Below are 24,868 nucleotides of genomic sequence, written 5' to 3' on the forward strand. Positions count from 1 at the left end.
TTTTCACCCGCGGCGCAGCGGGCCGGGCGCAGGCGCGCGCCTCGCGCTCAGGCGCCGGCCGCGTACTTGCCCAGCTCCCACTTGGCGATGGCGTTGCGGTGCACCTCGTCGGGGCCGTCGGCAAAGCGCAGGGTGCGCGCGTTGGCGTAGGCGTAGGCCAGCGGGAAGTCGTCGCACACGCCGGCGCCGCCATGGGCCTGGATGGCCCAGTCGATCACCTGGCAGGCCATGTTGGGCGCGACGACCTTGATCATCGCGATCTCGGTGCGCGCGGCCTTGTTGCCCACGGTGTCCATCATCCAGGCGGCCTTGAGTGTGAGCAGGCGCGCCATGTCGATCTTGCAGCGTGCCTCGGCGATGCGCTCCTGCGTCACGGTCTGCGCGGCAATCGGTTTGCCGAAGGCCACGCGGGTGCTGGTGCGCTGGCACATGAGTTCCAGCGCGCGTTCGGCCTGGCCGATCAGGCGCATGCAGTGGTGGATGCGCCCCGGCCCCAGGCGGCCCTGCGCGATCTCGAAGCCGCGGCCTTCGCCCAGCAGCACGTTGGCGGCGGGCACGCGCACGTTGTCGAAGATGACCTCGGCGTGGCCGTGCGGCGCGTCGTCATAGCCGAAGACGTTGAGGTTGCGCAAGATGGTGATGCCCGGGGTGTCGGCGGGCACGACGATCATGCTCTGCTGGGCGTGGCGCGGCGCGTCGGGGTCGGTCTTGCCCATGGTGATGAAGACCTTGCAGCGCGGGTCGTTGGCGCCGCTGGTCCACCACTTGCGCCCGTTGATGACGTAGTCGTCGCCGTCGCGCTGCATGCGCGTGGTGATGTTGGTGGCGTCGCTGCTGGCGACTTCGGGCTCGGTCATCGCAAAGGCCGAGCGGATGCGCCCCTGCAGCAGCGGCTTGAGCCATTCGCTCTTGATCGCCTCGCTGCCGTAGCGCGCGATGGTTTCCATGTTGCCGGTGTCGGGCGCCGAGCAGTTGAACACCTCGCTGGCCCAGAGCACGCGGCCCATGGTTTCCGCGAGCGGCGCGTATTCCTGGTTGGTCAGGCCCGCGCCGTGGTAGCCCGAGGCTTCGGCGGTGTCGACCGGCAGGAACAGGTTCCACAGCCCCGCCGCCTGGGCCTTGGGTTTGAGGTCCTCGATGGTCTTGAGCGGCGTCCAGCGCTTGCCCGCGGTGGTGTTGCGCGCAAGCTCGGCCGCGTGCTGTTTTTCGGCCGGGTAGATGTGCTCGTCCATGAACCGCGCGAGGCGCGCCTGCAGGTCCAGGGTCTTGGCGGAGTAGTTGAAGTCCATGTCGGTCCTTGCACTTGAGGGGTGGCGGGTGGCCGGGCTCAACCGCGGCGCGCGAACGACCAGGCGAGCTCGGCCATGGGCCGCGCCTGCGCGCCCGCAGCCTGGGCCTGGCTGCTGGCCGCCGTGCCGGCCTGCACGCGCTTGGCGATGCCTTGCAGGATGGCGGCGATGCGAAACATGTTGTAGGCGAGGTAGAAGTTCCAGTCGGCGTGCAGGCCGTCGGTGTCCCGCACGCCAGTGCGCTCGCAGTAGCGCTGGATGTAGGCGCGCTCCTGCGGTATGCCGAGCGCAGCCAGGTCCAGGCCGGCGATGCCGCGACTGAGCGCCGCAGGGATGTGCCAGCTCATGCAGTGGTAGGCAAAGTCGGCCAGGGGATGGCCCAGGGTGGACAGCTCCCAGTCCAGCACGGCGATCACGCGCGGCTCTGTGGGATGGAACATCAGGTTGTCCAGCCGGTAGTCGCCATGCACGATGGCCACGCGGCTCTCGTCGCGCGCGCTCTCGGGCATGTGCGCGGGCAACCAGTCCATGAGGCGGTCCATCTCGGTGATCGGCTCGGTGACAGAGGCGCGGTACTGCTTGCTCCAGCGCCCTATCTGGCGCTCGAAGTAGTTGCCCGGGCGCCCGTAGTCGGCCAGGCCGAGCGTGGCAAAGTCCACGCGGTGCAGCGCGGCGATGACGCGGTTCATCTCGTCGTAGACGGCGCCGCGCTCGGCGGGCGCCATGCCGGGCAGGGATTGGTCCCAGAGCACGCGCCCCTGCATGTGCTCCATCAGGTAGAAGGCGCGGCCTATGACGGACTCGTCCTCGCACAGCGCGAGCATGCGCGGCACCGGCACGTCGGTGGCGGCAAGCGCCTGCATCACGCGGTATTCGCGCTCGATGGCGTGGGCCGAGGGCAGCAGCTGCGCCACGGGCGCGGGCTTGGAGCGCATCACGTAGCGCGCGCCCGGGGTGCTCAGCAGGTAGGTGGGGTTGGACTGGCCGCCCTTGAACAAGGCCGCCTGCACCGGGCCGGCAAATTCCGGTACGTGCGCCGCGGCCCAGTCGGCCAGGGCCTGCTCGTCGAAGGCGTGCTTGCCGGTGACCGGGCGCGTGCCGATGAACTGGTCGTAGTTGGACACGGGGACCTCTCAAAAAGCCTAGCTGTTTGCGCTTGTCGACAAAGGGTTTGCAAGTGTTTTTACATTGAAACCGTTGCAGTACGAGCGCAAGCAGCTATGTTTTTTGTTAGCGCCTAGCCTGTGCTTTCGGTGATGCGCATCAGCGCCTGGCGGTCGCGCAGCACCAGGCCGCCGGGCTCGATGCGGATCGCGCCCTCGCGCTCCATGGATTTGAGCTCCTGGTTCACCCGCTGGCGCGAGGCGCCCAGCAGCTGGGCGAGCTCCTCCTGCGCCAGGTGCAGGCCTATGCGCACCTCGTCCTCGCACGACAGGCTGGTGGTGCCATAGCTGCGCGCCAGATGCAGCAGCTGCTTGGCCAGGCGCGCGCGCAGCGGCAGGGTGTTGAGGTCTTCTACCAGGCCGAAGAGCTGGCGTATGCGCCGCGCCTGCAGGCGCAAGAGCGCCTCGTAGAGCTCGGAGTGCTGCGCCAGGATCTTGCGAAAATCCGCGCGCGCCACGCAGACGATGGTGGTTTCGCCATGCGCATAGGCGTCGTGCGTGCGCTGGTCGCCGTCGAGGATGGACACGTCGCCAAACCAGATGCCCGGCTCCACGTAAGTGAGCGTGATCTGCTTGCCCGACAGCGAGGTGGAGCTCACGCGCACCGCACCCTTGGCGCAGGCGATCCACTCCTCGGGGAACTCGCCGCGGGCGGTGATCAAGGCGCCATCCTTGTAGCGTTTGACGTAGGTGCATCGAAGAATGTCGTGCCGCAGCGAGGGCGACAAGGAGGAAAACCAGCGACCGGAATTGATCGCCGCCCGTTCTTCGATCGTAAGGATGGGCTCATCCATGGTCTGTCTTTTGAGCGACTGCGCCGCTGGCGCCGCCCGGTAATGCCAAACCCCCGATGATGCACCAGAGCCCCGCCGCCCGGGCGGGAGCGCCGTCAGCGGCGCGCGCCGGCGGCGCCGGGCCCGCCTTCGTGCATGGCGCTGGCGCCGGTATCGAGGCTGCGCACGTCGGCCACTGGCTCGCGGCCAAACGCCGGATGGCGCAGCCAGGCGAGCACGCGCGCCGCGCTGGCGCTGGCGCTGCTGAGCTCTTGCCGGGCGTTCAACTGCGCAAAGCGCGGCTGGTCGGGGAAGCGGTCCGGGTCGGCGCTGCGCAGCTGCAGCTGCATGTCGGTGTCGATCACGCCGGGCGCGAGCGAGCACACGCGCGCACCCCGGGGCCGCGCCGCCTCTTCCAGCGCCAGGCAGCGGCTGAAGTGGTCCATGCCGGCCTTGGCCGCGCAATAGGCGGCCTGCGCGGCCATGGGGCGGCGCCCCAGGCCCGAGGAGATGTTGAGCACCTTGCGCGCCCCGGGCCAGTCGGCGGTGGCGCCCAGGAAACTTGCGCTCAGCAGCATGGGCGCTTCCAGCCCCACGCGCAGCGCGTTGGCGATGCTGGCCTGGGCGGGGGCCTGCGCGCATTCGCGCAGCGGCGCAATCTGCGCCAGCGCCCCGGCGTTGTTGATCAGCGTGGCGCTGGCGTGGCGCTCGGGCGGCTGCTGCGCCAGCCACTGAGAGAGCTGCTGCGCGGCGGCGCGTGCGTCACTCAGGTCGTGCTGCCACTGCGTGAGCTGCGCCCCCGGCGGCGCGTGCAGGTCGGGCGCGGCGCTGCGCGCGATCAGCACCAGGCAATTCCCCGGTTGCAGCAGCTCGCGTGCCAGCGCCAGGCCCAGGCCGCGCGAGGCGCCGGTGAGGATGTAGAGGTGGGAAGCGGACATGGCGGCAAGTGGGCAGAAAGAAGGGGCCAAACGGCGCGCAGGGCGCCAGCGCTGTCAGAACGGCAGCGGGCAGGCAAGTTCCAGCCACTGCCCGGTGCGCGGATGAGCGAGCGCCAGACGCCAGGCGTGCAGCAGCAGGCGCGGGGCGTCGGCATCCTGCCCCGGCTGGCCGTAGAGCCGGTCGCCGACGATGGGGTGGCCAATGTGCGCCAGGTGCAGGCGCAGCTGGTGGGTGCGCCCGCTGAGCGGCTGCAGCAGCAAGCGGCTGCGCGCGCCGCCGGCTTCGCACGCCAGCATGCGCCACAGCGTCTGGCTGGGCTTGCCGCCGGCGTGATCGACCTTTTGCAGCGGGCGGCGCGGCCAGTCGGGCGCAAGCGGCAGGTCGATCACGCTCCAGCCTGGCTCTTGCGCGCGCGGGTGCGCGAGCGGCGCAGCGCGCGGGCACCCGTGCACCAGCGCCTGGTAGTACTTGTGCACCGCCTGCGCCGCGAAGGCCGCGCCCAGGCGGCGCTGGGCCTCGGGGTGGCGCGCCATCAGCACCAGGCCGGAGGTGGCCTGGTCCAGCCGGTGCACGACCAGCGCGCCGGGCCAGTGCCGCTGGGCGCGCGTGCTGAGCGCGTCCTGCTTGTGCGGCCCGCGCCCGGGCACGCACAGCAAGCCGGCGGGCTTGGCCAGCGCCAGCAAGTCCTCGTCGGCATACAGGCAAAGCGGCGCCGGGGCAGGCAGGGGCGGCGCGTTCGCCCCGGATGCGCAGGCAGGGGCGGCGGCGGGGTCGATGTCGGCGGCAGGGGCGGCGTTCATGGCGCGCCGCGCACCAGCCGGTCCACGGTGTCGCACAGCTCGTGCACGTCGTTGGGCTTGTGTATCAGCGCGCGCGCGCCCTCCAGCAGCGCGCTTTGCTCGATCTCGGCGGTGATGTAGCCCGAGGCCAGCGCTACCGGCAGGTCGGCGCGGATTTTGCGCACCTCGCGCAGCAATTGCACGCCGGAGAAACCGGGCATGTTGTAGTCGGTGACCAGGAGGTCAAAGCGGGCGGGCTCCTGCGCCAGTGCGCGCAGCGCGGTGCGCGGGTCGGTGAAGCCGGCCACTTCATAGGAGCGCCGCCCGAGCAGCCGGCGCACAAGGAAGACCAGCGCCTCGTCGTCGTCCACGTACATCACGCAGGGGCGTTTGCGCGTGCTCGCCGGCCTGTCGTCGGCCAGCACCATGAGCGGCATGGGGGCGCTTTCGGCCTCCACTTGCGCGGCGTCGGCCAGTGGAAAGAACAGCGTGAACAGGCAGCCGCGGCTGGGCGCGCTTTGCACGTCGATGGCGCCGCCGTGGGTGCGCATCACGCCGTGCACCACGGGCAGGCCCAGGCCCGTGCCCTGGCCCACGGGCTTGGTGGTGAAGAAGGGCTCGAAGATGCGCGCGCGCGTGGCCGCGTCCATGCCGGGGCCGTCGTCGCTCACCTGCAGCGCCACGTAGGTGGCGGGCGCAAGTTTCAAGCGCTCGCGCAGCGCCGCGTTGGGCCGCAGGCACTGCGCCTGCATCATCACGCGCCCGGGCCGCGTGCCCACGGCCTGGATGGCGTTGGTGCACAGGTTCAGCAAGGCCTGCTCGACCTGGGTGGCGTCGGCCAGAATCGGCGGCAATTGCGCTGCGCTTTGCACTTGCAGATGGATATGCGCGGGCAGGGTCACGCGCAGCAGGCGCTCGGTCTCGCGCATCAGCTCGGCCAGTTGCACCGCGCCGCGCGGCGGTGCCTCGTTGCGGCTGAAGGCGAGGATCTGGCGCACCAGATCGCGCGCGCGCCGCGCCGCCTTGTCGATCTCGTGCAGGCTTTCCAGCACGCGCGGGTCGGTGCCCGGGGCCTGCGCATCGGCCTTGGCCAGCTCCACGTTGCCCAGAATGGCGTGCAAGATGTTGTTGAAGTCGTGCGCAATGCCGCCGGCCATGGTGCCCACGGCCTGCATCTTCTGCGATTCGCGCAGCTGCACCTCGAGTTCCTGGCGGCGCTCTTCGGCGCGCTTGCGCGCCGTAAGGTCGCGCGCGAACACGGTGGTGGTGACGCTGCCCTCGTGGTGCTCGAAGGTGACGCTGACCTCTACCGCCAGCTCGCGCCCGGTGGCGCTGCGCGCCTGCATCTCGCCGAGCGCCGCCTGCGTGGTCAGCTGCGCATAGCCGGGGGCACGCGCCAGCTCGGGCAGAAAGCGCGACAGCGGACTGCCCAGCGCGTCGCGCGTGGGGCACTGGAACAGCGCGGCCGCGGTCGGGTTGAAGACGGTGATGCGCTGGTGCTGGTCCACGCAGATGATTGCGTCCAGCGCCGAGTTGATCACCGCTTCCAGGCGCCGCTCGCTCGCGTGCAACTGCTCGTTTCTCTGCTGCAGCGTGTGCCGCTCGGCCAGCAGCGGGCCCTGGTCTATGACCGCGCAGAGGAACTGGCGCAGCGGCTCGCCACTGCCCTGCAGGGTTTCGATGTAGGCGATGTGCAGGTCGCCGGTGATGCGCCGCTCGCCGCCGATCTGAAACACTACCTCGGAGGCGTCGCTGCGCCCCTGCGCGCGCGCCAATGCAAAGGCGCGGTGCACGCGGTCGGCGTCGGCGTCGCTCACGAAGGGCATGAGCGAGGTCAGCGGCCGGTCGAGCTCGGTGGGCTGGAAAGAGCGGTGCGCCATGGCGTTGGCCTGCACCACCATGTCGTGCTCGTCGAGCACCATGAGCGACAGCGGCACGCTGGAAAACAGCGCCTCGAAGCGCTCGGAGGCGCTCTCGGCCGCCGCCTGGCTGTAGCGCAGCTCCTTGTTTTGCGCCTCCAGTTCGGCCTGGTAGCCGCGCAGCTCGGCCACCAGGTCGGCAAAGGCCTGGCCCTGGGCGGACGCCCGGCCGGTGGCCGGTGCAGCGGGCACAGGCGCCGGCTGCGGCGCCGGCGCGGGCGTGCCCTTGCCTGGCGGCGCTGCCTCGCCGCGAAACAGAAAGGACAAATCCGGCTCGGTCATGGCGGTGGTGCGCGTGCTGCGCGGGCGCGCCTCAGCGGCGCACGCCCAGCAGTTCGATCTCGAAGGTCAGCGTGGCATTGGGCGGTATCACCCCGCCCGCACCGCGCGCGCCATAGGCAATCTCCGGCGGGCAGGTGAGCCTGGCCTTGCCGCCCACCTTCATGCGCTGCACCCCTTCGGTCCAGCAGGGGATGACGCGGTTCAGCGGGAACTCGGTCGGCTGGCCGCGCTGGTAGGAGCTGTCGAACTCCTTGCCATCGGCCAACTGCCCCTTGTAGTGCACCTTCACCGTGTCGCTGGCCTTGGGCGCCTCGCCCGTGCCTTCGTGCAGCGACTGGAAGATCAGGCCGCTTTGGGTGGTGACGGGGTCGACGGGCGCGCCGCTTTGTGCCTGGGCGGACAAGGCAAGGAGAGCGCAAGAAAGCAACAAAAACGGAGTGCGCATGGCGTGGTGCAGCCTGGAAAAGCCCAAAGCCGCAATGTTAGGGCAACGCCGCTTGGAGCTGCCCGGCCAAGACGCTGTGCGACGCACCGACCGCCACCATTGTTCCCCCACGCCCCTGACAACCTGGCCAGGGTGTCAGGGGCAGCGGCACTCAGGTCAGCTCTGCCACCGGCGGGCAACTGCAAAACAGATTGCGGTCTCCATAGACGTTGTCCACGCGGCCCACCGGCGCCCAGTATTTGAGCTTGCGCAGGCTGGCCACGGGGTAGGCAGCGAGTTCGCGCGGGTAGGGGTGCTTCCATTCCTGCGCCAGCAGGGCTTCGGCGGTGTGCGGGGCGTTCTTGAGCGGGTTGTCGTCCTGCGGCCAGGCGCCGTTTTCGATCTGGCGGATTTCACCCCGGATGGCGATCATCGCGGCGATGAAGCGCTCCAGTTCGGCCAGGTCTTCGCTTTCGGTCGGCTCGACCATCAACGTGTTGGCCACCGGGAAGGACAGCGTGGGCGCATGAAAGCCGTAGTCGATCAGGCGCTTGGCCACGTCCTCGGCCATCACGCCGCTGCTGTCCTTGAGCTGGCGCAGATCGAGAATGCATTCGTGCGCGACATGGCCGTTGGCGGAGGCGTAGAGCGTGGGGTAGTGGTCTGCCAGGCGCTTGCTGATGTAGTTGGCGCTGAGGATGGCCACCTCGGTCGCGGCGGTGAGCCCGTCGGCGCCCATCATGCGGATGTACATCCAGCTGATGGGCAGCACGGCGGCATTGCCCAGCGGCGCGGCCGACACCGCGCCGACGCGCAGGCCTTGCGCCATGCCCTCGCCCGCAGCGGCTGCAGGCATGGAGCCGCTGGCCTGGGCCGTGGCGTGGCCGGGCAGGAAGGGCACGAGGTCTTCGACCACGCAGACCGGGCCCACGCCGGGGCCGCCCCCGCCGTGGGGAATGCAGAAGGTCTTGTGCAGGTTCAGGTGGCTCACGTCGCCGCCGAATTCGCCGGGCGCCGCAACGCCGACCAGGGCGTTCATGTTGGCGCCATCGACATACACGCGGCCCCCATGGCGGTGCACGATCTCGCACAGCTCCTTGACCTGGGTTTCGAACACGCCGTGGGTGCTGGGGTAGGTGATCATCACGCAGGCGAGCTCGTCACTGTGCTTTTCGCACTGGGCCTTGAGGTCGGCCATGTCCACGTTGCCGTTGTCGTCGCACTGGGTCACCACTACCTGCATGCCGGCCATCTGCGCGCTGGCCGGGTTGGTGCCGTGGGCGCTGCTCGGAATCAGGCAGACCGTGCGCTGGGATTGGCCGCGCGACTCGTGCCAGGCCCTGATGGCCAGCAGCCCGGCGTATTCGCCCTGGCTGCCGGCATTGGGCTGCAGGCTCACGCCCGCGTAGCCGGTGGCCTGGCACAGCCAGTCGCGCAGCAACCGGTCGAGTTCGGCGTAGCCCGCAAGCTGGTCGGCCGGAGCGAAGGGGTGGATCTGCGCGAATTCCGGCCAGGTGATGGGGATCATCTCGCTGGTGGCGTTGAGCTTCATGGTGCAAGAGCCCAGCGGAATCATGCTGCGGTCCAGCGCCAGGTCCTTGTCCGAGAGCTGGCGGATGTAGCGCAGCATCGCGGTTTCGCTGTGGTGCGTGTTGAACACCGGGTGCGTGAGGAAGGGGCTCTCGCGGCGCAGCTCGGCCGGAATCAGCGCGGGCGCCTGCTGCTCCAGCGCGGCAAAGTCGGGCAGGGTCCGGCCTTCGCCCGCGAAGATGCGCCAGAGCAGCTCGACGTCGGCGCGCGTGCTGGTTTCGTCCAGCGAGATGCACAGGTAAACGTCCCAGGCTTTTCTGAGGTTTGCGCCCATCCGTATTGCGCGAGCAGCTATTGAATCGGTAGCGTCGTCGGTTTTCAGGCTGATGGTGTCGAAGGCGCTTGCGTGGTGCCCGTGGCTGAAGCCCAGTTGCGCAAGGCCCGCCTTGAGGATGGCGCTCAGGCGCGCGGTGCGCTCGGCGATGCGCTTGAGGCCCTCGGGGCCGTGGTAGACCGCGTACATGCTGGCGACGACCGCGGGCAGCACCTGGGCGGTGCAGATGTTGGAGGTGGCCTTTTCGCGGCGGATGTGCTGCTCGCGCGTTTGCAGCGCCAGGCGGTAGGCGGGCGCGCCGTGCACGTCGACGCTCACGCCCACAAGGCGCCCGGGCAGGCTGCGCTTGAAGCTGTCCTTGCAGGCCATGTAGCCTGCGTGCGGGCCGCCCGCGCCCATGGGCATGCCAAAGCGCTGGGTGCTGCCGATGACGATGTCCGCGTCCATCTCGCCGGGGGACTTGAGCAGGGTGAGCGCAAGCAGATCGGCCGCGACGATGGCGGCCGCGCCCTTGGCGTGGATCTTGGCGATCTCTTCGCTCCAGTCCATCAGCCAGCCGCTGCTGGCCGGGTACTGGATCAGCACCGCGAAGTAGTCGTCGGCCGCGATCGCCGCATCCCAGCTTGCGGCCGAATCGGCGAGCTTGAGCCGCAGGCCCAGGGGCGCGGCGCGTGTGCGCAGTACCTCTATGGTCTGCGGATGCGCGTCGCCCATCACCACGATGGCGTCGCCCTTGGCGCGCACCGAGCGGCGCGCAAGCGTCATCGCCTCGGCCGCGGCCGTGGCCTCGTCGAGCATGGAGGCGTTGGCGATGTCCATGCCGGTGAGGTCGGTCACCATGGTCTGGAAGTTGACCAGCGCCTCCATGCGGCCCTGGCTGATCTCGGCCTGATAGGGCGTGTAAGCGGTGTACCAGGCGGGGTTTTCCAGCACGTTGCGCAGGATCACGCCCGGTGTGTGCGTGCCGTAATAGCCCTGGCCGATGAAGCTCTTCATCACCCGGTTCTTGCCGGCGATGGTTTTGAGCTCGGCCAGCGCCTGCGCTTCGGTGCAGGCGGGCGGCAGCTGCATGCTGCTGGCGCGCGCGATGGAGCGCGGCACGATGGAGTCGACCAGCGCGCGGCGCGAGGCGACGCCCACGACCGAGAGCATGTGCGCCTCGTCGGCTGCGGTGATCCCGATGTGGCGGGCGTGGAACTCGCTGGCGTTCTCCAGCGCGGACAAGGGCAGGGCGGACATGGGAAGGTTCAGGTCAAATATGCTTGGAACCCACGCCAGTCAAGCGCGGGCAACTATCGTTTGAATAGCGCGGCGGCAGAGGGCTTGGCTCATGGGCGGCCCTCGCCTGCGCGCGCCTGCGCCCGGCGCAATGCCCGGCGCTGCGCCGCGCATCAGGACTTGGTGAATTCCTGGTAGGCGGCCTCGTCCAGCAGGGAGTCGAGTTCGTCGGCCTGGCTCAGCTTGACCTTGAAGAACCAGCCCGCGCCCGTGGGGTCGGTGTTGGCCAGCGAAGGGTTTTCGCGCAGCTGCTCGTTGACTTCCACGATCTCGCCGGACACCGGCATGTAGATGTCGGACGCGGCCTTGACCGATTCGACCACGCCCGCCACGTCACCGGCGGCGTAGCTCTTGCCCACTTCGGGCAGCTCCACGAAGACCACGTCGCCCAGCGCGTCCTGCGCATGCGCGGTGATGCCGACGATGGCGGCCGCGGCGTTGGAGTAATCGACCCATTCATGGTCCTTGGAATACTTGATGCTCATGGGGTGCTCCGTTGCTAGAGGATGAAAAAGCGCGATTGTGACTATCCGCGGTGGTAGCGCGGCGCAAGGAAAGGGGTGGCAGCCACTTGCATGGGCACGGGCTTGCCGCGCACCAGCGCGTCCACGCGCGTGCCCACGGCGGCAAACTGCGGCGGCACATAGCCCAGGGCGATGGGTTTGCCCAGCGACGGCGCCAGCAGCCCGCTGGTGATCGTGCCTATCGCGGCGCCGCCCACTTCGTGCAGGGGCGTGTGCTCGCGCACCGGCACGCGCTCCAGTGCGACCAGGCCTACGCGCTTGCGCGTGAGGGTGGAGGGGTCGGCAATCTGCGCCAGCACCTTGTCCGCGCCCGGAAAGCCGCCCGCGCGCTCGCCGCCGCTGCGGCGCACCTTCTGGATGGCCCAGTTCAGGCCCGCTTCGGGCGGGGTGGTGCTGGCGTCGATGTCGTTGCCATACAGGCACAGGCCGGCTTCCAGACGCAGGGAGTTGCGCGCGCCAAGGCCGACGGGCTTGACTTCGGGCTGCGCCAGCAGCGCGCGGGCCAGGGCCTCGGCCTTGTCGCCGGGCAGCGAGATTTCAAAACCGTCCTCGCCGGTGTAGCCGCTGCGCGTGATGAAGAGCGGCGTGCCTTGCCAGTCGGTGTGGATGCCGCTCATGAACACGAGCTGCTCTGCGGCCGGCACCAGGCGCGCGAGCGCCGCGCCGGCCTGCGGGCCTTGCAGGGCCAGCAGGCCGTGCTCGGGCAGGGTTTCGATGGTGCAGCGCGCGCCGATTTTTTCGCGCAGGTGGGCGATGTCACCGAGCTTGCAGGCGCCGTTGACGATCAGGAAGAAGACGTCTTCGGCTTCGCGAAAGAACATCAGGTCGTCGATGATGCCGCCGGCGTCGTTGAGCAGCAGGCCATAGCGCTGCTTGCCCACGGCAAGGCCGGCGACGTCCACGGGCATGAGGCTCTCGAGCGCGCTGGCGGCCTGCGGCCCCTTGATCCTGAGCTGGCCCATGTGCGAGACGTCGAACAGCCCGGCGTGTTCGCGCGTGTGCAAGTGCTCGGCCATCAGGCCGGCGGGGTATTGCACCGGCATGCTGTATCCGGCAAAGGGCACCATGCGTGCACCCAGTTCCTGGTGCAGGCCGGCCAGCGGTGTGGTGAGCAGGGGGGTATCGGACAAGCGCGGACTCCTTGATGGAAACGGCACGCCACACCACGGGGTGTGGGCATGCCCGGCTGTCCGCTTTACCTGAGAGATTCACGCGGATGATGCCGCGCTTGCTCCTTCGGTGGAGGCGCGCAGCAGGTCACCGCGTGCCCCTCTCTCCAGCAGGGATGCGCCCCGCAGGCGGGGCACTTGCCAGTCCTTTTGCCTGAGCGTTTGGGCACTGGGCCTCGCGCCTTCGGCGGCGCCGCACCGTGCGGGTGGCAGCGCTCTCTCCTGACGGGGGGCGATTCTACGTGGCTTTTGGCGCTGCCTGCGCCGGCGCGAACCAAGGCGACAGCGCCCGGCGCCGGGCGCGGCGCGTTTGCCGCAAAATGCCCTGTTTGGCCAGCGGTGCGCGCCCGGCACGGGCGCCGGGCCGCAAGAGAGAGCACGATGAACAAGCAAACCGCCGCGGCCGAGCCCCAGGGCTTGAGCTACCCCTGCGGCGACGCGCCCGGCCTGGGCGAAGTCAGCGAAGTGGCCGATGGCGTGTACTGGATACGCATGCCGCTGCCGTATTCGCTCAACCACATCAATCTGTGGGCGCTGCGCGACGGCGCGGGCTGGGCGCTGGTCGATACCGGCATCTGGTCCACGGTGACGCTGGACGCCTGGCGCGCGCTGTTTGCCGGCGCGCTCAGCGGCCCGATCACGCGCGTGTTCATCACGCACATGCACCCGGACCACATCGGCATGGCCGGCTGGCTCACGCGCAAGTTCGGCTGCCGCCTGTGGATCAGCCGCCTGGAATACCTGAGCTGCCGCGCGCTGGTGGCCGACACCGGGCGCGAGGCGCCCGAGGACGCGATCGACTTCTACCGCCGCGCCGGCTGGGACGACGAGGCGATAGAGACCTACAAGACGCGCTTTGGCGGCTTTGGCAAGACGATTTACACCATGCCCGACAGCTTTCGGCGCCTCGCCGATGGCGATGAGATCGACATCGGCGGCTACCGCTGGCGCGTGGTCGTGGGGCGCGGGCATTCGCCCGAGCACGCCTGCCTGTACTGCCCCGAGCGCAAGCTGCTGATCTCGGGCGACCAGGTGCTGGCGGGCATCTCGTCCAACGTCTCGGTCTATCCGACCGAGCCCGACGCCGACCCGCTGGGCGAGTGGCTGGCCTCGCTGGACAAGCTGCGGCGCGAGGTCGCCGACGACGTGCTGGTGCTGCCCGCGCACAATCGGCCTTTTCGCGGCCTGCACGAGCGCCTGGCGCAACTGGCGCGCAGCCATCAGGAGTCGCTCGCGCGGCTCAGGCAGGTGCTGGTCGAGCCGCGGCGCGTGGTCGACGTGTTCGGCGCGCTGTTTGCGCGGCCCGTGACCGCAGACCAGATACTCATGGGCCTGGCCACGGGTGAGGCGCTGGCCCACTTGAACTACCTGCTGGTGCGCGGCGAGGTGCAGGCGAGCCAGGGCGAGGACGGCTGCACCTGGTACCAGCGCCGCGCCGCCTGACAAACGCTATCTGGAGGATTGCACATGACCAAGAGCCGACGGCCTTTCGACTGGGGTGACCCCTTTGCGCTGCGCGAGCAGCTCACGCCCGAGGAGCGCGCGGTGCAGGACGCGGCCGCCGCCTATTGCCAGGGCCGCTTGCTTGCGCGGGTGCAGCAGGCCTTCCGCCACGAGCAAACCGACGCCGCCATCTTCCGCGAGATGGGCGAGCTGGGGCTGCTGGGCGCCACCATCCCCGAGCAATACGGCGGCGCGGGCCTGGGCTATGTCAGCTACGGCCTGATTGCGCGCGAGGTCGAGCGCGTGGATTCGGGCTACCGCTCGATGATGAGCGTGCAATCCTCGCTGGTGATGGTGCCGATCAACGCGTTCGGCAGCGAGGAGGCGAAGCAGAAGTATTTGCCCAGACTGGCCAGCGGCGAGCTGATAGGGTGCTTCGGCCTGACCGAGCCCAACCACGGCTCGGACCCCGGCAGCATGGCAACGCGCGCCAGAAAGGTCGATGGCGGCTATCGACTCACGGGCTCCAAGATGTGGATCACCAACAGCCCGATCGCCGACGTGTTCGTCGTCTGGGCCAAGGACGACGAGGGCGCGATACGCGGCTTCGTGCTGGAAAAGGGCGCCAAGGGCCTGAGCGCTCCGGCGATCCACGGCAAGGTGGGCCTCAGAGCGAGCATCACCGGCGAGATCGTGATGGACGAGGTCTTCTGCCCCGAAGAAAACGCCTTTCCCGAGGTGCGCGGCCTGAAAGGGCCCTTCACCTGCCTGAACAGCGCGCGCTTTGGCATTGCCTGGGGGGCGCTGGGCGCGGCCGAGGATTGCTACGCCCGCGCGCGCCAGTACGTGATCGAGCGCCAGCAGTTCGGCAAACCGCTCGCGGCCAACCAGCTCATCCAGAAGAAGCTCGCTGACATGCTGACCGAGATCACCCTGGGCCTGCAGGCCTGCCTGCGCCTGGGACGCCTGAAGGAAGAGGGCGAGCCGGCGGTGGAGCTGACCTCGATCGTCAAGCGCAACTCCTGCGGCAAGGCGCTCGATATCGCCCGCCTGGCGCGCGACATGATGGGCGGCAACGGCATCAGCGACGAGTTCGGCGTGGCGCGGCATCTGGTGAACCTGGAGGTGGTCAACACCTACGAGGGCACGCACGACATCCACGCGCTGATCCTCGGGCGCGCGATCACGGGGATTGCGGCCTTTTGATGGCGGCGCACACCGCCGCGCGCCAGCGCCTGGGCTTTTGGCTGGGCGTGTTCGGCATGGTGCTGTTTTCCGTCACCGTGCCGGCCACGCGCCTGGCCACGGGTTCGGACGCCGACCCGCAGCTCAGCCCCTGGTTCGTCACCGCCGGCAGGGCGGCGCTGGCGGGGCTGCTCTCGCTCGCCTTTCTGCTCTGGACGCGCTCGCCCTGGCCTGCGCGCCATCAGTGGCGCCCGCTGCTGCTGGCGCTGCTGGGCAACGTGCTGCTGTGGCCGCTGCTGGCGGCGCTGGCGCTGCGCAGCGTCACTGCGGTGCATGCGGCGGTGATCGTCGCGGTCATTCCGCTGGCCACGGCGGTGTTTGCCGCCATCGTGCTGCATGAGCGCGAGCGCCTGGGCTTCTGGCTCTGCGCGCTGCTGGGCGTGGCGCTGGTAGTGGTGTTTTCGCTGATTCGCGCGGGTAGCGAAGGCGGTTTCGGCTTTGCCGCGGCCGACATCCTGCTGGCCGGCGCGGTGCTGGCCTCGTCGTTTGGTTATGTCTATGGCGCCCAGGTCACGCCAGAACTCGGCGCCGAGCGGGTGATCTGCTGGATGTGCGCGCTGGCTCTGCCCGCCTCGCTGCCGCTGGCGCTCTGGCTCTGGCCCGAGGGGCCGGCGCTGACGGCAGTGGGCTGGCCGGCCTGGGCGGGCCTGGTCTACGTCGGGGCGGTGTCGATGTGGTCGGGCTTTTTTGCCTGGTTTCGCGGTCTGCAGTGGGGCGGCACCCTGCGCGTGAGCCAGGTGCTGCTGCTGCAGCCCTTCCTGGCCATGGTGTTTGCAGTGCCCTTGCTGGGCGAGAGCATCGATGCGCTGTCGCTGGGCTTTGCGCTGGCGGTGGTTGTCACCGTCTTTCTGGGGCGCAGGTTCTCGGGCGCGGCGCGGCCGGCCCGGATTGAAGCTCAATAAAAAAGGAGCTGCTTGCGCAGGCAGGGCATGGGTTTCAAGGCGTTTTCAACCTGAAGCCCTTGCCTGCAGCGCGCAAGCAGCTCCTGTTTTTGAGGATCAGCCCAGCAGCAGCGCGTCGTCCGCCAGCTCTTCGCCGCGCACCTTGGCAAACATCCTGAGCAGGTCGGGCACGTCCAGGCGCGAGCGCTCTTCGCCCGCGACGTCCAGCACCACCTGGCCCTGGTGCAGCATCACGGTGCGGTCGCCCACGTCCAGCGCCTGGCGCATGGAGTGCGTGACCATCATGGTGGTCAGCTTGTTCTCGCTGACGATGCGCTGCGTGAGTTTGAGCACGAAGTCGGCGGTGCGTGGATCGAGCGCCGCGGTGTGCTCGTCCAGCAGCAGAATGCGCGAGGGCTGCAGCGCCGCCATCAGCAGGCTCACCGCCTGGCGCTGGCCGCCCGAGAGCAGGCCGATGCGGTCGGTGAGGCGGTTTTCCAGCCCCAGGCCGAGAATGGCCAGGCGTTCGCGGAACATCTCGCGCTCGGACTTTTTCACCGCCGAATGCAGCCCGCGCTTGGTGCCGCGCTGCTGGGCCAGGGCCATGTTCTCCTCGATGGTCAGGTCTTCGCAGGTGCCGGCCATCGGGTCCTGGAAGACGCGGGCCACGCGCTGGGCGCGCGTCCACACCGGCTCGTTGGTCACGTCCAGGCCGTCGATCATGATGCTGCCCGAATCCACCGCCAGGCCGCCCGAGATGGCGTTCAAAAAGGTGGACTTGCCCGCGCCGTTGGAGCCGATCACGGCGACGAACTGGCCCGCCGGAATTTCCAACGACATCCCGCGCAGCGCCTTGGTCTCGATCGGCGTGCCGGGGTTGAAGGTGATGAAGAGTTCTTTTGCGCTCAGCATGTCGGCATCCGTCCTCTTCACAGGCTCTTGGGCGCTTCGGGCAGCCGCTTGTGCTGCAGCATGCGCTTGAGGTTGGGCACTACGAGCGCCAGCGTCACCAGCACCGCGGTGACCAGATTCAGGTCTTGCGCCTTCAGGCCGATGAAGTCGCTGTTGAGCGCCGCAGCGATGAAAAAGCGATAGACGATGGCCCCGATGATGGCCGCGAGCGTGGCATACACGAGGCGGCGCGATGGCAGGATGGCTTCGCCGACGATGACCGCGGCCAGGCCGATGACGATGGTGCCTATGCCCATGGAAATGTCGGCGCCGCCCTGCGTCTGCGCGAACAGCGCGCCCGACAGGCCCACGAGGGCGTTGGAAATCGCCATGCCCAGCAGCACCATCGCGCCGGTATTGATGCCCTGCGCGCGGGCCATGCGCGCGTTGGAGCCGGTGGCGCGGATCGCCAGGCCGCGCTCGGTGGAGAAGAACCAGTCGGCGGCAAACTTGGCGATGATGATGATCACCAGCAGGATCATCGGGCGCGACCAGTAGTCCTCCAGCCCCTCGGGCTGCAGCAGCGTGAACATGGTCGGGTCGTTGATCAGCGGAATGTTGGGCCCGCCCATGATGCGCAGATTGACCGAGAACAGCGCAATCATCATCAGGATGGAGGCGAGCAAGTCCATGATGCGCAGGCGCACGTTGAGCCAGCCGGTGATGTAGCCGGCCGCGGCGCCCGCCAGCGTGGCGCCCAGCGTGGCCACATAGGGGCTGTAGCCCGCCTGGATCATCACCGCGCAGACCGCGCCGCCCAGCGGAAAGCTGCCATCCACCGTCAGGTCGGGAAAGCGCAGCAGCCGAAACGAGATATAGACGCCAAGCGCGACCAGGGCAAAGATCAGCCCGATCTCGATGGCGCCGAGAAAGGAAAACAGGGACATGGGGGGCTCACAGACGAAAACGGGCAGAAGCCATGGGGTGCACGGTTTCTGCCCGGGAGGGGTGGCGCAGCAGCTGCGCCCTCACACTTACTTGACGATGGTCGTCGCCGACTTGACGAAGTCTTCGGAGAGCTTCACGCCCTGTTTTTCAGCGGCGCCGGGGTTCACGAACAACTCGAGCTTGGTGCTGACCTCGGGCTTGATGTCGCCGGGCTTCTCGCCCTTGAGGATGCGCGCCACCATGCGGCCGGTCTGCTCGCCCAGGTCGCGGTAGTTCACGCCCAGCGAGGCGATCGCGCCGCGCTTGACGCTGTCGGAGTCGGCGGCGATCAAGGGAATCTTGGCTTCCTGCGCCACCTTCACCAGCGACTCATAGGCCGACACCACGTTGTTGTCGGTGCTGTTGTAGATCGCGTCCACCTTGCCGACCAGGCTGCGCCCGGCGCTGCCCACGTCCACAGAGCGCGGGGCCGAGGCTTCGACCAGCGTCATGCCCATCTTGGGCAGCAGCTCCTTGAGTTCCTTGACGACCACGACGGAGTTGGCTTCACCCGGGTTGTAGACGATGCCCAGGCGCTTGGCGTCGGGCACTACCTTCTTGATCAGCTCGACCTGCTTGTCCATGGCCAGCAGGTCGGACACGCCGGTCACGTTGGTGCCCGAAGCGTCCCAGCTCTGGACCAGCTTGGCGGCCACCGGGTCGGTCACGGCGGAGAACACCACCGGCACGTTCTTGGTCGCGGCCACCACGGCCTGGGCCGAGGGCGTGGCGATGGCGATGATCACGTCGGGCTTGTCACCGATGAACTTGCGCGCGATCTGCGCGGCGGTGCCGGTGTTGCCCTGGGCGCTCTGGTACTGCCACTTCAGGTTCTTGCCTTCTTCGAAACCGGCGGCCTTGAGCGCATCCTTGGCGCCGTCGCGCACCGCATCCAGTGCGGGGTGCTCGACGATGGCGGTGACGGCCACCGACTTTTCCTGTGCGCTGGCTGGGGCAATGGCGGCAAACGCCAAAGTAAGTGCACCCAGGGTCATCCAGGGCAATTGCTTCATGAAGATCTCCTTGTTGGGGAATTTGCTGTGGTCACGCGGCCCGGCAGGGCTTGTCCGCCGGGTCACCGTGGGCGCGAGTGTACGTCAGCGACACCATGAAAAACGCCCCTGTCAGGGGCGCGTAAGGGAATACCCTTGTTTGATCCGTGTCAACTTTACATCGATGCGTAGTTGGGCCCGCCGCCGCCTTCGGGCGCGACCCAGACGATGTTCTGCGTCGGGTCCTTGATGTCGCAGGTTTTGCAGTGCACGCAGTTTTGCGCGTTGATCTGCAGGCGCTGCCCACCCTTGCCGTCGTCGACGAACTCATACACCCCGGCGGGGCAGTAGCGCGCCTCGGGCCCGGCGTATTTGGCCAGGTTGATGTCCACCGGCACCGAGGCGTCCTTGAGCGTCAGGTGCGAGGGCTGGTTTTCCTCGTGGTTGGTGCTGCTCATGAAGACGCTGGAAAGCCGGTCAAAAGTCAGCTTGCCGTCGGGCTTGGGGTAGTCGATGGGCGTGCACTCGCTGGCCGGCTTGAGGTAGGCGTAGTCGGGCTTCTTGCGGTGCAGCGTCCAGGGAAAGTGCCCGCGCAGCACGTACTGCTCGAAGCCGTTCATCAGCGTGCCCACCGACAGGCCCCAGCGGAACCAGTTCTTGAAGTTGCGGTCTTTTTGCAGCTCGGGGTAGAGCCAGCTGTTCTCGAAACCCAGGGTGTAGTTCTTCAGTTCGTCGTGCTGGCGCCCGGCGGTGATCGCGGCAAAGGCCGCGTCCGCCGCGAGCATGCCGGTCTTGATCGCCGAATGGCTGCCCTTGATGCGGCTGACGTTCAGAAAGCCCGCGTTGCAACCAATCAGCGCGCCGCCCGGGAAGACGAACTTGGGCAGCGCATTGATGCCGCTGGCGTTGATGGCGCGCGCGCCGTAGGACAGGCGCTTGCCCGTCACCTCGCCCTTGGCGTTTTCCAGATACCAGCGCACGTTGGGGTGGGTCTTCCAGCGCTGGAATTCCTCGAAGGGGCTGAGGTAGGGATTGCTGTAGTTGAGCCCGGTGACAAAGCCCAGCGCCACGCGGTTGCCGTCCAGGTGGTAGATGAAGCCGCCGCCGTAGGTGCTCGGGTCCATGGGCCAGCCGGCGGTGTGCACCACCAGGCCGGGCTGGTGGCGCTCGGGGTCGATCTCCCAGAGCTCCTTGACGCCCAGGCCCCAGGACTGCGGGTCGCGCCCTTCGTCGAGCTTGTAGCGCGCGATCAGTTGCTTGCCCAGGTGACCGCGCGCGCCCTCGGCAAACACGGTGTACTTGCCCAGCAATTCCATGCCAAGCTGGAAGTGGTCGGTCGGCTCGCCGTCCTTGCCCACGCCCATGTTGCCCGTGGCCACGCCCTTGACGGCGCCGCCCTCGTCGTAGAGCACCTCGGCGGCGGCAAAGCCCGGGAATATCTCCACGCCCAGCGCCTCGGCCTGCGCCGCAAGCCAGCGGGTGACGTCGCCCAGGCTGACGATGTAATTGCCGTGGTTGTTGGCAAAGGGCGGCAGGAACAGGTTGGGGATGCGAAACGAGCCGCCTTGCTCGCCCAGGAAGACGTAGGCGTCCTCGGTCACCGGCTGGTTCAGTGGCGCGCCCTTGGCCTTCCAGTCGGGAATCAGCTCGGTGAGTGCGCGCGGATCGACGATCGCGCCCGAGAGGATGTGCGCGCCCGGCTCGGAGCCCTTTTCCAGCACCACGACCGACACCTCCTTGCCGTGCGCCGCCGCCTGCTGCTTGAGACGGATGGCGGTGGCCAGTCCCCCGGGGCCGGCGCCGACGATGACCACGTCGTATTCCATCGATTCGCGCGGGCCGTAGGTGCTCAGCAGTTCTTCATTGGTCATGGTGGGGTGGTCCTCAAGGAGCAGTTCAGCACTGCCGTATGGTGTTCAGCTTTGCATTGTATGCGCTCAAGGCCTAAAAAAGCACGATCGTTCTATTTTTGATGATGCAGAGCATCCATGGTTTGCGAACCGATTCGCACTCTTCGTACCAAGCTGCAGGCTGGATTCCAAATACGTACAATTGTACAATTGGCTATCATGGATATCGTTGCCGACACCAATATCTTCCTCGCCGTGGTTCTCAATGAGCCAGAGAAAAGGCGATTGGTGAAAATGACTTCTGGCGCCTCGGTCATGGCGCCCGAGATCCTGCCGTATGAAATCGGCAATGCGTTGTCGGCCATGGTCAAGCGCCGTCAATTGACCGCCGCCGACGCCTTGCGCGCCCAAGAGGTGGTCAAACGCATTCCCGTTCGCTTGGTGGCGGTTGACATCCAGCCGGCGCTGCAACTAGCGCTCGATTGGAACATCTACGCCTACGACGCCTATTTTTTGCTGACCGCCCAGCGCCAGGCACTGCCACTGCTGACACTTGACCGTCGCATGAGTGAAGTGGGCAAGGCACTTGGCATCAGGTTATTGGAGTAGCGGCATGAAAGCATTCACATATTCCGAAGCGCGCCAGAACCTGGCCGAGTTGTTGAATCTGGCCAAGGAAGCAGAGGTCGAAATCCGTCGCAAGGACGGAAGCGTTTTTTTGCTGCGTGAAAAACGCCGCGATACGTCCTCTCCCTTTGACGTGCCAGGCGTCAAGACGCTGGTCGCCACGCGCGACATCGTCGAAGCCGTTCGCGAATCCAGAACCCTATAGCGCCGCGCTGCCAAATTTGCAGTGCGGCACGAGTTCGTTTTGGGTGGGTGGGATGGCTCCTCGACCTGGGCTCGAACCAGGGACCTGCGGATTAACAGTCCGTCGCTCTACCGACTGAGCTATCGAGGAATATGCGCTGCGCGGGCGGCTGCGGAAATTCGGTGGCTCCTCGACCTGGGCTCGAACCAGGGACCTGCGGATTAACAGTCCGTCGCTCTACCGACTGAGCTATCGAGGAACAAGAGCGAGATTCTAGCGTGAAAACCGCAGGTCTCCGGTGCCCGGCGTGGTGCCATTCACGCTTCGGGCTCGGGCCAATACCACACCCAGGCCAGGACGCAGACCATGACCAGCAGGCCGCTCAGACGTGCGCCTGCAGGGATGCGCACCGCCAGCACGATGACGGCCCCGGCCACCAGGACGATGCTGGCGCTGACCTTGTCGCGCCAGCGTATGCGCCGGCCCGACGCCCAGTGGCGCAGCATGGGGCCGAAGATGTGCGCACGCCAGAGCCAGCGGTACAGCCCCGGCCAACTGCGGGCCGCGGCCCAGCCGGCCATTACCGTGAACAGCACCGGCGGCAGCCCCGGCAGCACCACCCCGAGCATGGCCAGCAGAACGCAGACAAGCGCCAGCAGCCGCAGCAGCCAGGACAGCGGTGCGGGCGCGGGGGCGGGGAATTCGGGCATCTCTGTCATGGTTTGCCGGGCTCGGGCCGGTGCCAGAGCCAGACCAGCACGCAGGCCATGTTGATCCAGGCAAACCAGCGCGCCCAGGTGGGCGCGTTGACCACGGCCAGGATCAGCGCGGTGCTGCCCATGACCAGGGTGGCACTCCACTTGGCGCGCCGGCTCACGCGCCCGCCGTCGGCCCAGTTGCGCAGCATGGGGCCGAACAGGCGGTGGCGCCACAGCCAGGCATGCAGACGCGGCGAGCTGCGCGCCGCAGCCCAGGCGGCGATCAGGATGAAGACGGTGGTCGGCAGACCCGGCAGGAAGATGCCGACGATGCCGGTGGCCAGGCTCAGCAACGCCAGCGCCAGCAGCAGCCAGCGCAGCGGCGCGGGAAGAGGGGGCGGCAGGTCGGGCAGTGCAGGCGACTGCGACGGGTTTTCACTCACGCCCACGATTGTGCCCACGATGTATGCTGCGCCGCACTATGACCATACACACCATCCTGAAAATGGGCGACCCGCGCCTCTTGCGCGTGGCCCAGCCGGTGCGCGAGTTCGACACCGATGCGCTGCACACCCTGGTGCGCGACCTGATAGAGACCATGCAGGCGGCCAATGGCGCGGGGCTGGCGGCGCCGCAGATCGGAGTCGATCTGCAAGTCGTGGTCTTCGGCAGCGGCCAGCCCAATCCGCGCTACCCCGACCAGCCGCCCTTCCCGCGCACGGTGCTGGTGAACCCGGTGATCACGCCGCTGGGCGAGGAGGAGACGCTCGATTGGGAAGGCTGCCTTTCCGTGCCCGGCCTGCGCGGCAAGGTGCCGCGCTTCACGCGCATCCGCTACAGCGGCTTCGACCCTTTTGGCGAACCCATCGAGCGCGAGGCCGAGGGCTTTCACGCCCGCGTGGTGCAGCATGAATGCGACCATCTGATCGGCAAGCTCTACCCCATGCGCATGCGCGACCTGACGCAGCTGGGCTATATCGAGGTCTTGTTCCCGGGGCTTGCGCCCGAGGACGACTGAGGCGCGAGCGCGGCAAGCGCCTCGCTGATTGCGCCCTGGCTGTGCGGGCGCACCAGGCGCGCAACTTCCGCGCCGTCTTTCAGGAAGATCAGCGTCGGCCAGAGCTTGACGCCGTAGCTGCGCCCGAGCTTGCGCCCCGGGCCGTCTTCCACCTTCAGGTGCTGTACTTCGGGGTGCGCGCCCAGCGCGGCCTCTATCAAGGGCTGGGCACGCGCGCAGTGGCCGCACCAGGGCGTGCCGAATTCCAGCAGGGCCGCGCCCTGGAATTGATCGACCGTCTCGCGCGAGGGCGCGGTGGCCAGGTGGGTGGGGCTGTAGCTCATGGCTTGGTCTCCGGGTGTCAGCCGCCGATGTAGCTCATCTCGATGCGCCGCTCGCCGTCGTCGTCGCCCTCCTTGTGCGGCAGGCTCGCGCGCAGCTCGGAGTAGCGGTCGTTGCGCCCATGCCAGATGTCGGCAATGGCTTGCGAGAGCTGCGCATCCGTCGCGCCGCCGCGCACCAGGGTGCGCAAGTCCCAGCCCTGGGTGGCGAACAGGCAGGTGAAGAGCTGCCCTTCGGTGGACAGGCGAATGCGGTTGCAGGTGCCGCAAAACGCCTTGGTCACGCTGCTGATGAAGCCGACCTCGCCCAGCGCCGGGTCGAACTGGCCGTCCGCACCCGCATAGCCCCAGCGCTCGGCGGTTTCGCCCGGGGCGCTGGCTTGCAGCGGCACCAGCGGAAATTCGGCCTGCAGGCGCGCGAGCACCTCTCTGGAAGGGACGACCTGCTGCATGCGCCAGTGGTTGGTGCTGCCCACGTCCATGAATTCGATGAAGCGCAGCGTGATGCCGCTGCCGCGAAAATGCCGCGCCATCGGCACGATCTCCTGGTCGTTGGTGCCGCGCTTGACCACCATGTTGACCTTGATGCGCTCAAAGCCCGCCGCCTGCGCCGCATCGATGGCCGCGAGCACACCCGCGACTGGAAAGCCCACGTCGTTCATCGCCTGGAACACCGCCTCGTCCAGGCTGTCCAGGCTCACCGTCACGCGCGACAGGCCGGCGGCCTTCAGGCCGCGCGCCTTCCTGGCCAGCAGCGAGCCGTTGGTGGTCAGCGTGATCTCGGGTGGCGCGCCTTCAGTGGTGCGCAGCTCGGCCAGCATGGCCACCAGGTCTTCGATGCCCTTGCGCACCAGCGGCTCGCCGCCCGTGAGGCGGATCTTGTGCACGCCGTGCGCCAGAAACAGCCGCGCCAGGCGGGTGATTTCCGCGAAGCTCAGCAAACTGGCCTGGGGCAGAAAGGCATAGTCGCTGCCAAAGACTTCCTTGGGCATGCAGTAGGTGCAGCGGAAGTTGCAGCGGTCGGTGACGCTGATGCGCAGGTCGCGCAGCGGCCGCCCGCGCAGGTCGCGCAGTTCACCGCTGGCGGCTTCGAGTGCGCCTTCATGCGCCGGCGGCAGGCGGCCGATGCGGCGGGAATCGACGATGGATGCGCGCTTGCCTGTGCTCATGCGGCCATTGTGCCGCCTGCGCAGCGCCGCTGCAGTCGCACCATGCACGCCGCTGTCGCCCGCGCCGTGCGGGTCGGCCTGCACGCGCGGGGCGCCGCGCTGAACGGTGTTCTAATGGCGCCACCCGCCCAGTGCAGCGAATCCTGTTTTGATAGCTGCC

At 68.1% G+C, this 24,868-nt stretch carries 24 protein-coding genes, 2 tRNA genes and 2 riboswitches; of the genes, 6 read left to right on the forward strand and 20 right to left on the reverse strand.

The window, feature by feature from the left end:
• Window positions 1–47: 47 nt before the first annotated feature.
• The 10 genes from KUD94_RS03040 to gcvT form a co-directional block, all read right to left on the reverse strand.
• A complete protein-coding gene (locus KUD94_RS03040) occupies window positions 48–1,289 on the reverse strand; it encodes an acyl-CoA dehydrogenase family protein (RefSeq protein ID WP_218238414.1) in 1,242 nt (413 codons plus the stop codon).
• A gap of 38 nt (window positions 1,290–1,327) precedes the next feature.
• Entirely contained in the window at window positions 1,328–2,413 is a 1,086-nt protein-coding gene (locus KUD94_RS03045; protein ID WP_218238415.1) for a phosphotransferase, read from the reverse strand.
• 113 nt (window positions 2,414–2,526) lie between these two features.
• On the reverse strand, window positions 2,527–3,246 hold the full coding sequence (locus tag KUD94_RS03050) for a Crp/Fnr family transcriptional regulator (RefSeq protein WP_218238416.1): 720 nt from the start codon (window positions 3,244–3,246) through the stop codon (window positions 2,527–2,529).
• Between the two features lie 95 nt (window positions 3,247–3,341).
• Window positions 3,342–4,163, reverse strand: coding sequence for an SDR family NAD(P)-dependent oxidoreductase (locus tag KUD94_RS03055; protein ID WP_218238417.1), 822 nt, complete (start codon window positions 4,161–4,163; stop codon window positions 3,342–3,344).
• A 54-nt stretch (window positions 4,164–4,217) separates the two neighbouring features.
• Window positions 4,218–4,964: an RluA family pseudouridine synthase gene (locus tag KUD94_RS03060; protein ID WP_218238418.1), complete on the reverse strand. Its 747-nt coding sequence runs from the start codon at window positions 4,962–4,964 to the stop codon at window positions 4,218–4,220.
• The gene (locus KUD94_RS03065; protein WP_218238419.1) at window positions 4,961–7,144 is read right to left on the reverse strand and encodes a PAS domain-containing sensor histidine kinase; all 2,184 of its coding nucleotides are present in this window, start codon (window positions 7,142–7,144) and stop codon (window positions 4,961–4,963) included. Before KUD94_RS03065 ends, KUD94_RS03060 begins: the two co-directional genes overlap by 4 nt.
• A 31-nt stretch (window positions 7,145–7,175) precedes the next feature.
• Window positions 7,176–7,589 (reverse strand): FKBP-type peptidyl-prolyl cis-trans isomerase, encoded by a 414-nt coding sequence (locus KUD94_RS03070; RefSeq protein ID WP_218238420.1) that lies wholly within the window; start codon window positions 7,587–7,589, stop codon window positions 7,176–7,178.
• 151 nt (window positions 7,590–7,740) lie between these two features.
• Entirely contained in the window at window positions 7,741–10,671 is a 2,931-nt protein-coding gene (gene gcvP / locus KUD94_RS03075) for an aminomethyl-transferring glycine dehydrogenase (RefSeq protein ID WP_218238421.1), read from the reverse strand.
• A 152-nt stretch (window positions 10,672–10,823) separates the two neighbouring features.
• Window positions 10,824–11,195, reverse strand: coding sequence for a glycine cleavage system protein GcvH (gcvH, locus tag KUD94_RS03080; RefSeq protein WP_218238422.1), 372 nt, complete (start codon window positions 11,193–11,195; stop codon window positions 10,824–10,826).
• A gap of 41 nt (window positions 11,196–11,236) precedes the next feature.
• The gene (gene gcvT, locus KUD94_RS03085) at window positions 11,237–12,364 is read right to left on the reverse strand and encodes a glycine cleavage system aminomethyltransferase GcvT (protein WP_218238423.1); all 1,128 of its coding nucleotides are present in this window, start codon (window positions 12,362–12,364) and stop codon (window positions 11,237–11,239) included.
• 46 nt (window positions 12,365–12,410) lie between these two features.
• Window positions 12,411–12,524, reverse strand: a riboswitch (glycine riboswitch).
• Between the two features lie 15 nt (window positions 12,525–12,539).
• A riboswitch (glycine riboswitch) is annotated at window positions 12,540–12,638 on the reverse strand.
• 146 nt (window positions 12,639–12,784) lie between these two features.
• Between gcvT and KUD94_RS03090 the strand changes: the two genes are divergently transcribed.
• From KUD94_RS03090 to KUD94_RS03100, 3 genes are read left to right on the forward strand one after another with little or no spacing between them, the layout of a single operon-like run.
• A complete protein-coding gene (locus tag KUD94_RS03090; RefSeq protein WP_218238424.1) occupies window positions 12,785–13,846 on the forward strand; it encodes an MBL fold metallo-hydrolase in 1,062 nt (353 codons plus the stop codon).
• A 24-nt stretch (window positions 13,847–13,870) separates the two neighbouring features.
• On the forward strand, window positions 13,871–15,052 hold the full coding sequence (locus KUD94_RS03095) for an acyl-CoA dehydrogenase (protein WP_218238425.1): 1,182 nt from the start codon (window positions 13,871–13,873) through the stop codon (window positions 15,050–15,052).
• Window positions 15,052–15,993 (forward strand): DMT family transporter, encoded by a 942-nt coding sequence (locus KUD94_RS03100; protein ID WP_218238426.1) that lies wholly within the window; start codon window positions 15,052–15,054, stop codon window positions 15,991–15,993. The genes KUD94_RS03095 and KUD94_RS03100 overlap by 1 nt, the downstream gene beginning before the upstream one ends.
• Before the next feature lie 96 nt (window positions 15,994–16,089).
• On the opposite strand, the gene KUD94_RS03105 is transcribed toward KUD94_RS03100, so the two are convergent.
• The 4 genes from KUD94_RS03105 to KUD94_RS03120 all read right to left on the reverse strand — a co-directional run bounded on the left by KUD94_RS03105 (window position 16,090) and on the right by KUD94_RS03120 (window position 20,713).
• On the reverse strand, window positions 16,090–16,884 hold the full coding sequence (locus tag KUD94_RS03105) for an ABC transporter ATP-binding protein (protein ID WP_218238427.1): 795 nt from the start codon (window positions 16,882–16,884) through the stop codon (window positions 16,090–16,092).
• A gap of 17 nt (window positions 16,885–16,901) precedes the next feature.
• On the reverse strand, window positions 16,902–17,810 hold the full coding sequence (locus tag KUD94_RS03110) for an ABC transporter permease (protein ID WP_218238428.1): 909 nt from the start codon (window positions 17,808–17,810) through the stop codon (window positions 16,902–16,904).
• Between the two features lie 87 nt (window positions 17,811–17,897).
• Window positions 17,898–18,863: an ABC transporter substrate-binding protein gene (locus KUD94_RS03115; protein WP_218238429.1), complete on the reverse strand. Its 966-nt coding sequence runs from the start codon at window positions 18,861–18,863 to the stop codon at window positions 17,898–17,900.
• Between the two features lie 155 nt (window positions 18,864–19,018).
• Window positions 19,019–20,713, reverse strand: a complete 1,695-nt coding sequence (locus tag KUD94_RS03120; RefSeq protein WP_218238430.1) for an electron transfer flavoprotein-ubiquinone oxidoreductase — start codon at window positions 20,711–20,713, stop codon at window positions 19,019–19,021.
• 198 nt (window positions 20,714–20,911) lie between these two features.
• On the opposite strand from KUD94_RS03120, the gene KUD94_RS03125 reads away from it, so the two are divergent.
• Window positions 20,912–21,301 carry a type II toxin-antitoxin system VapC family toxin gene (locus tag KUD94_RS03125; protein ID WP_218238431.1) on the forward strand — a complete coding sequence of 130 codons (390 nt, stop codon included), beginning with the start codon at window positions 20,912–20,914 and terminating at the stop codon, window positions 21,299–21,301.
• A gap of 4 nt (window positions 21,302–21,305) precedes the next feature.
• Window positions 21,306–21,524, forward strand: coding sequence for a hypothetical protein (locus tag KUD94_RS03130; RefSeq protein WP_218238432.1), 219 nt, complete (start codon window positions 21,306–21,308; stop codon window positions 21,522–21,524).
• Between the two features lie 53 nt (window positions 21,525–21,577).
• Here KUD94_RS03130 and KUD94_RS03135 read toward each other — a convergent pair.
• The 4 genes from KUD94_RS03135 to KUD94_RS03150 all read right to left on the reverse strand — a co-directional run bounded on the left by KUD94_RS03135 (window position 21,578) and on the right by KUD94_RS03150 (window position 22,662).
• Window positions 21,578–21,653: transfer RNA gene (locus KUD94_RS03135), tRNA-Asn, on the reverse strand.
• Between the two features lie 33 nt (window positions 21,654–21,686).
• Window positions 21,687–21,762: transfer RNA gene (locus KUD94_RS03140), tRNA-Asn, on the reverse strand.
• Between the two features lie 58 nt (window positions 21,763–21,820).
• Entirely contained in the window at window positions 21,821–22,222 is a 402-nt protein-coding gene (locus KUD94_RS03145) for a YbaN family protein (RefSeq protein ID WP_218238433.1), read from the reverse strand.
• Entirely contained in the window at window positions 22,219–22,662 is a 444-nt protein-coding gene (locus tag KUD94_RS03150; protein WP_255568987.1) for a YbaN family protein, read from the reverse strand. The genes KUD94_RS03145 and KUD94_RS03150 overlap by 4 nt, the downstream gene beginning before the upstream one ends.
• Window positions 22,663–22,682: 20 nt before the next feature.
• Between KUD94_RS03150 and def the strand changes: the two genes are divergently transcribed.
• Complete coding sequence (gene def, locus KUD94_RS03155; RefSeq protein ID WP_218238434.1) at window positions 22,683–23,219, forward strand: peptide deformylase; 537 nt, start codon at window positions 22,683–22,685, stop codon at window positions 23,217–23,219.
• Here the strand turns inward: def and KUD94_RS03160 are convergent.
• Entirely contained in the window at window positions 23,174–23,542 is a 369-nt protein-coding gene (locus KUD94_RS03160) for a thioredoxin family protein (RefSeq protein WP_218238435.1), read from the reverse strand. The two genes, def and KUD94_RS03160, sit on opposite strands and share 46 nt — an antisense overlap.
• A 17-nt stretch (window positions 23,543–23,559) precedes the next feature.
• A complete protein-coding gene (moaA, locus tag KUD94_RS03165) occupies window positions 23,560–24,708 on the reverse strand; it encodes a GTP 3',8-cyclase MoaA (protein WP_218238436.1) in 1,149 nt (382 codons plus the stop codon).
• Window positions 24,709–24,868 lie beyond the last annotated feature (160 nt).

Source organism: Comamonas sp. NLF-1-9 (assembly GCF_019195435.1).
Classification (GTDB): domain Bacteria; phylum Pseudomonadota; class Gammaproteobacteria; order Burkholderiales; family Burkholderiaceae_C; genus Comamonas_C.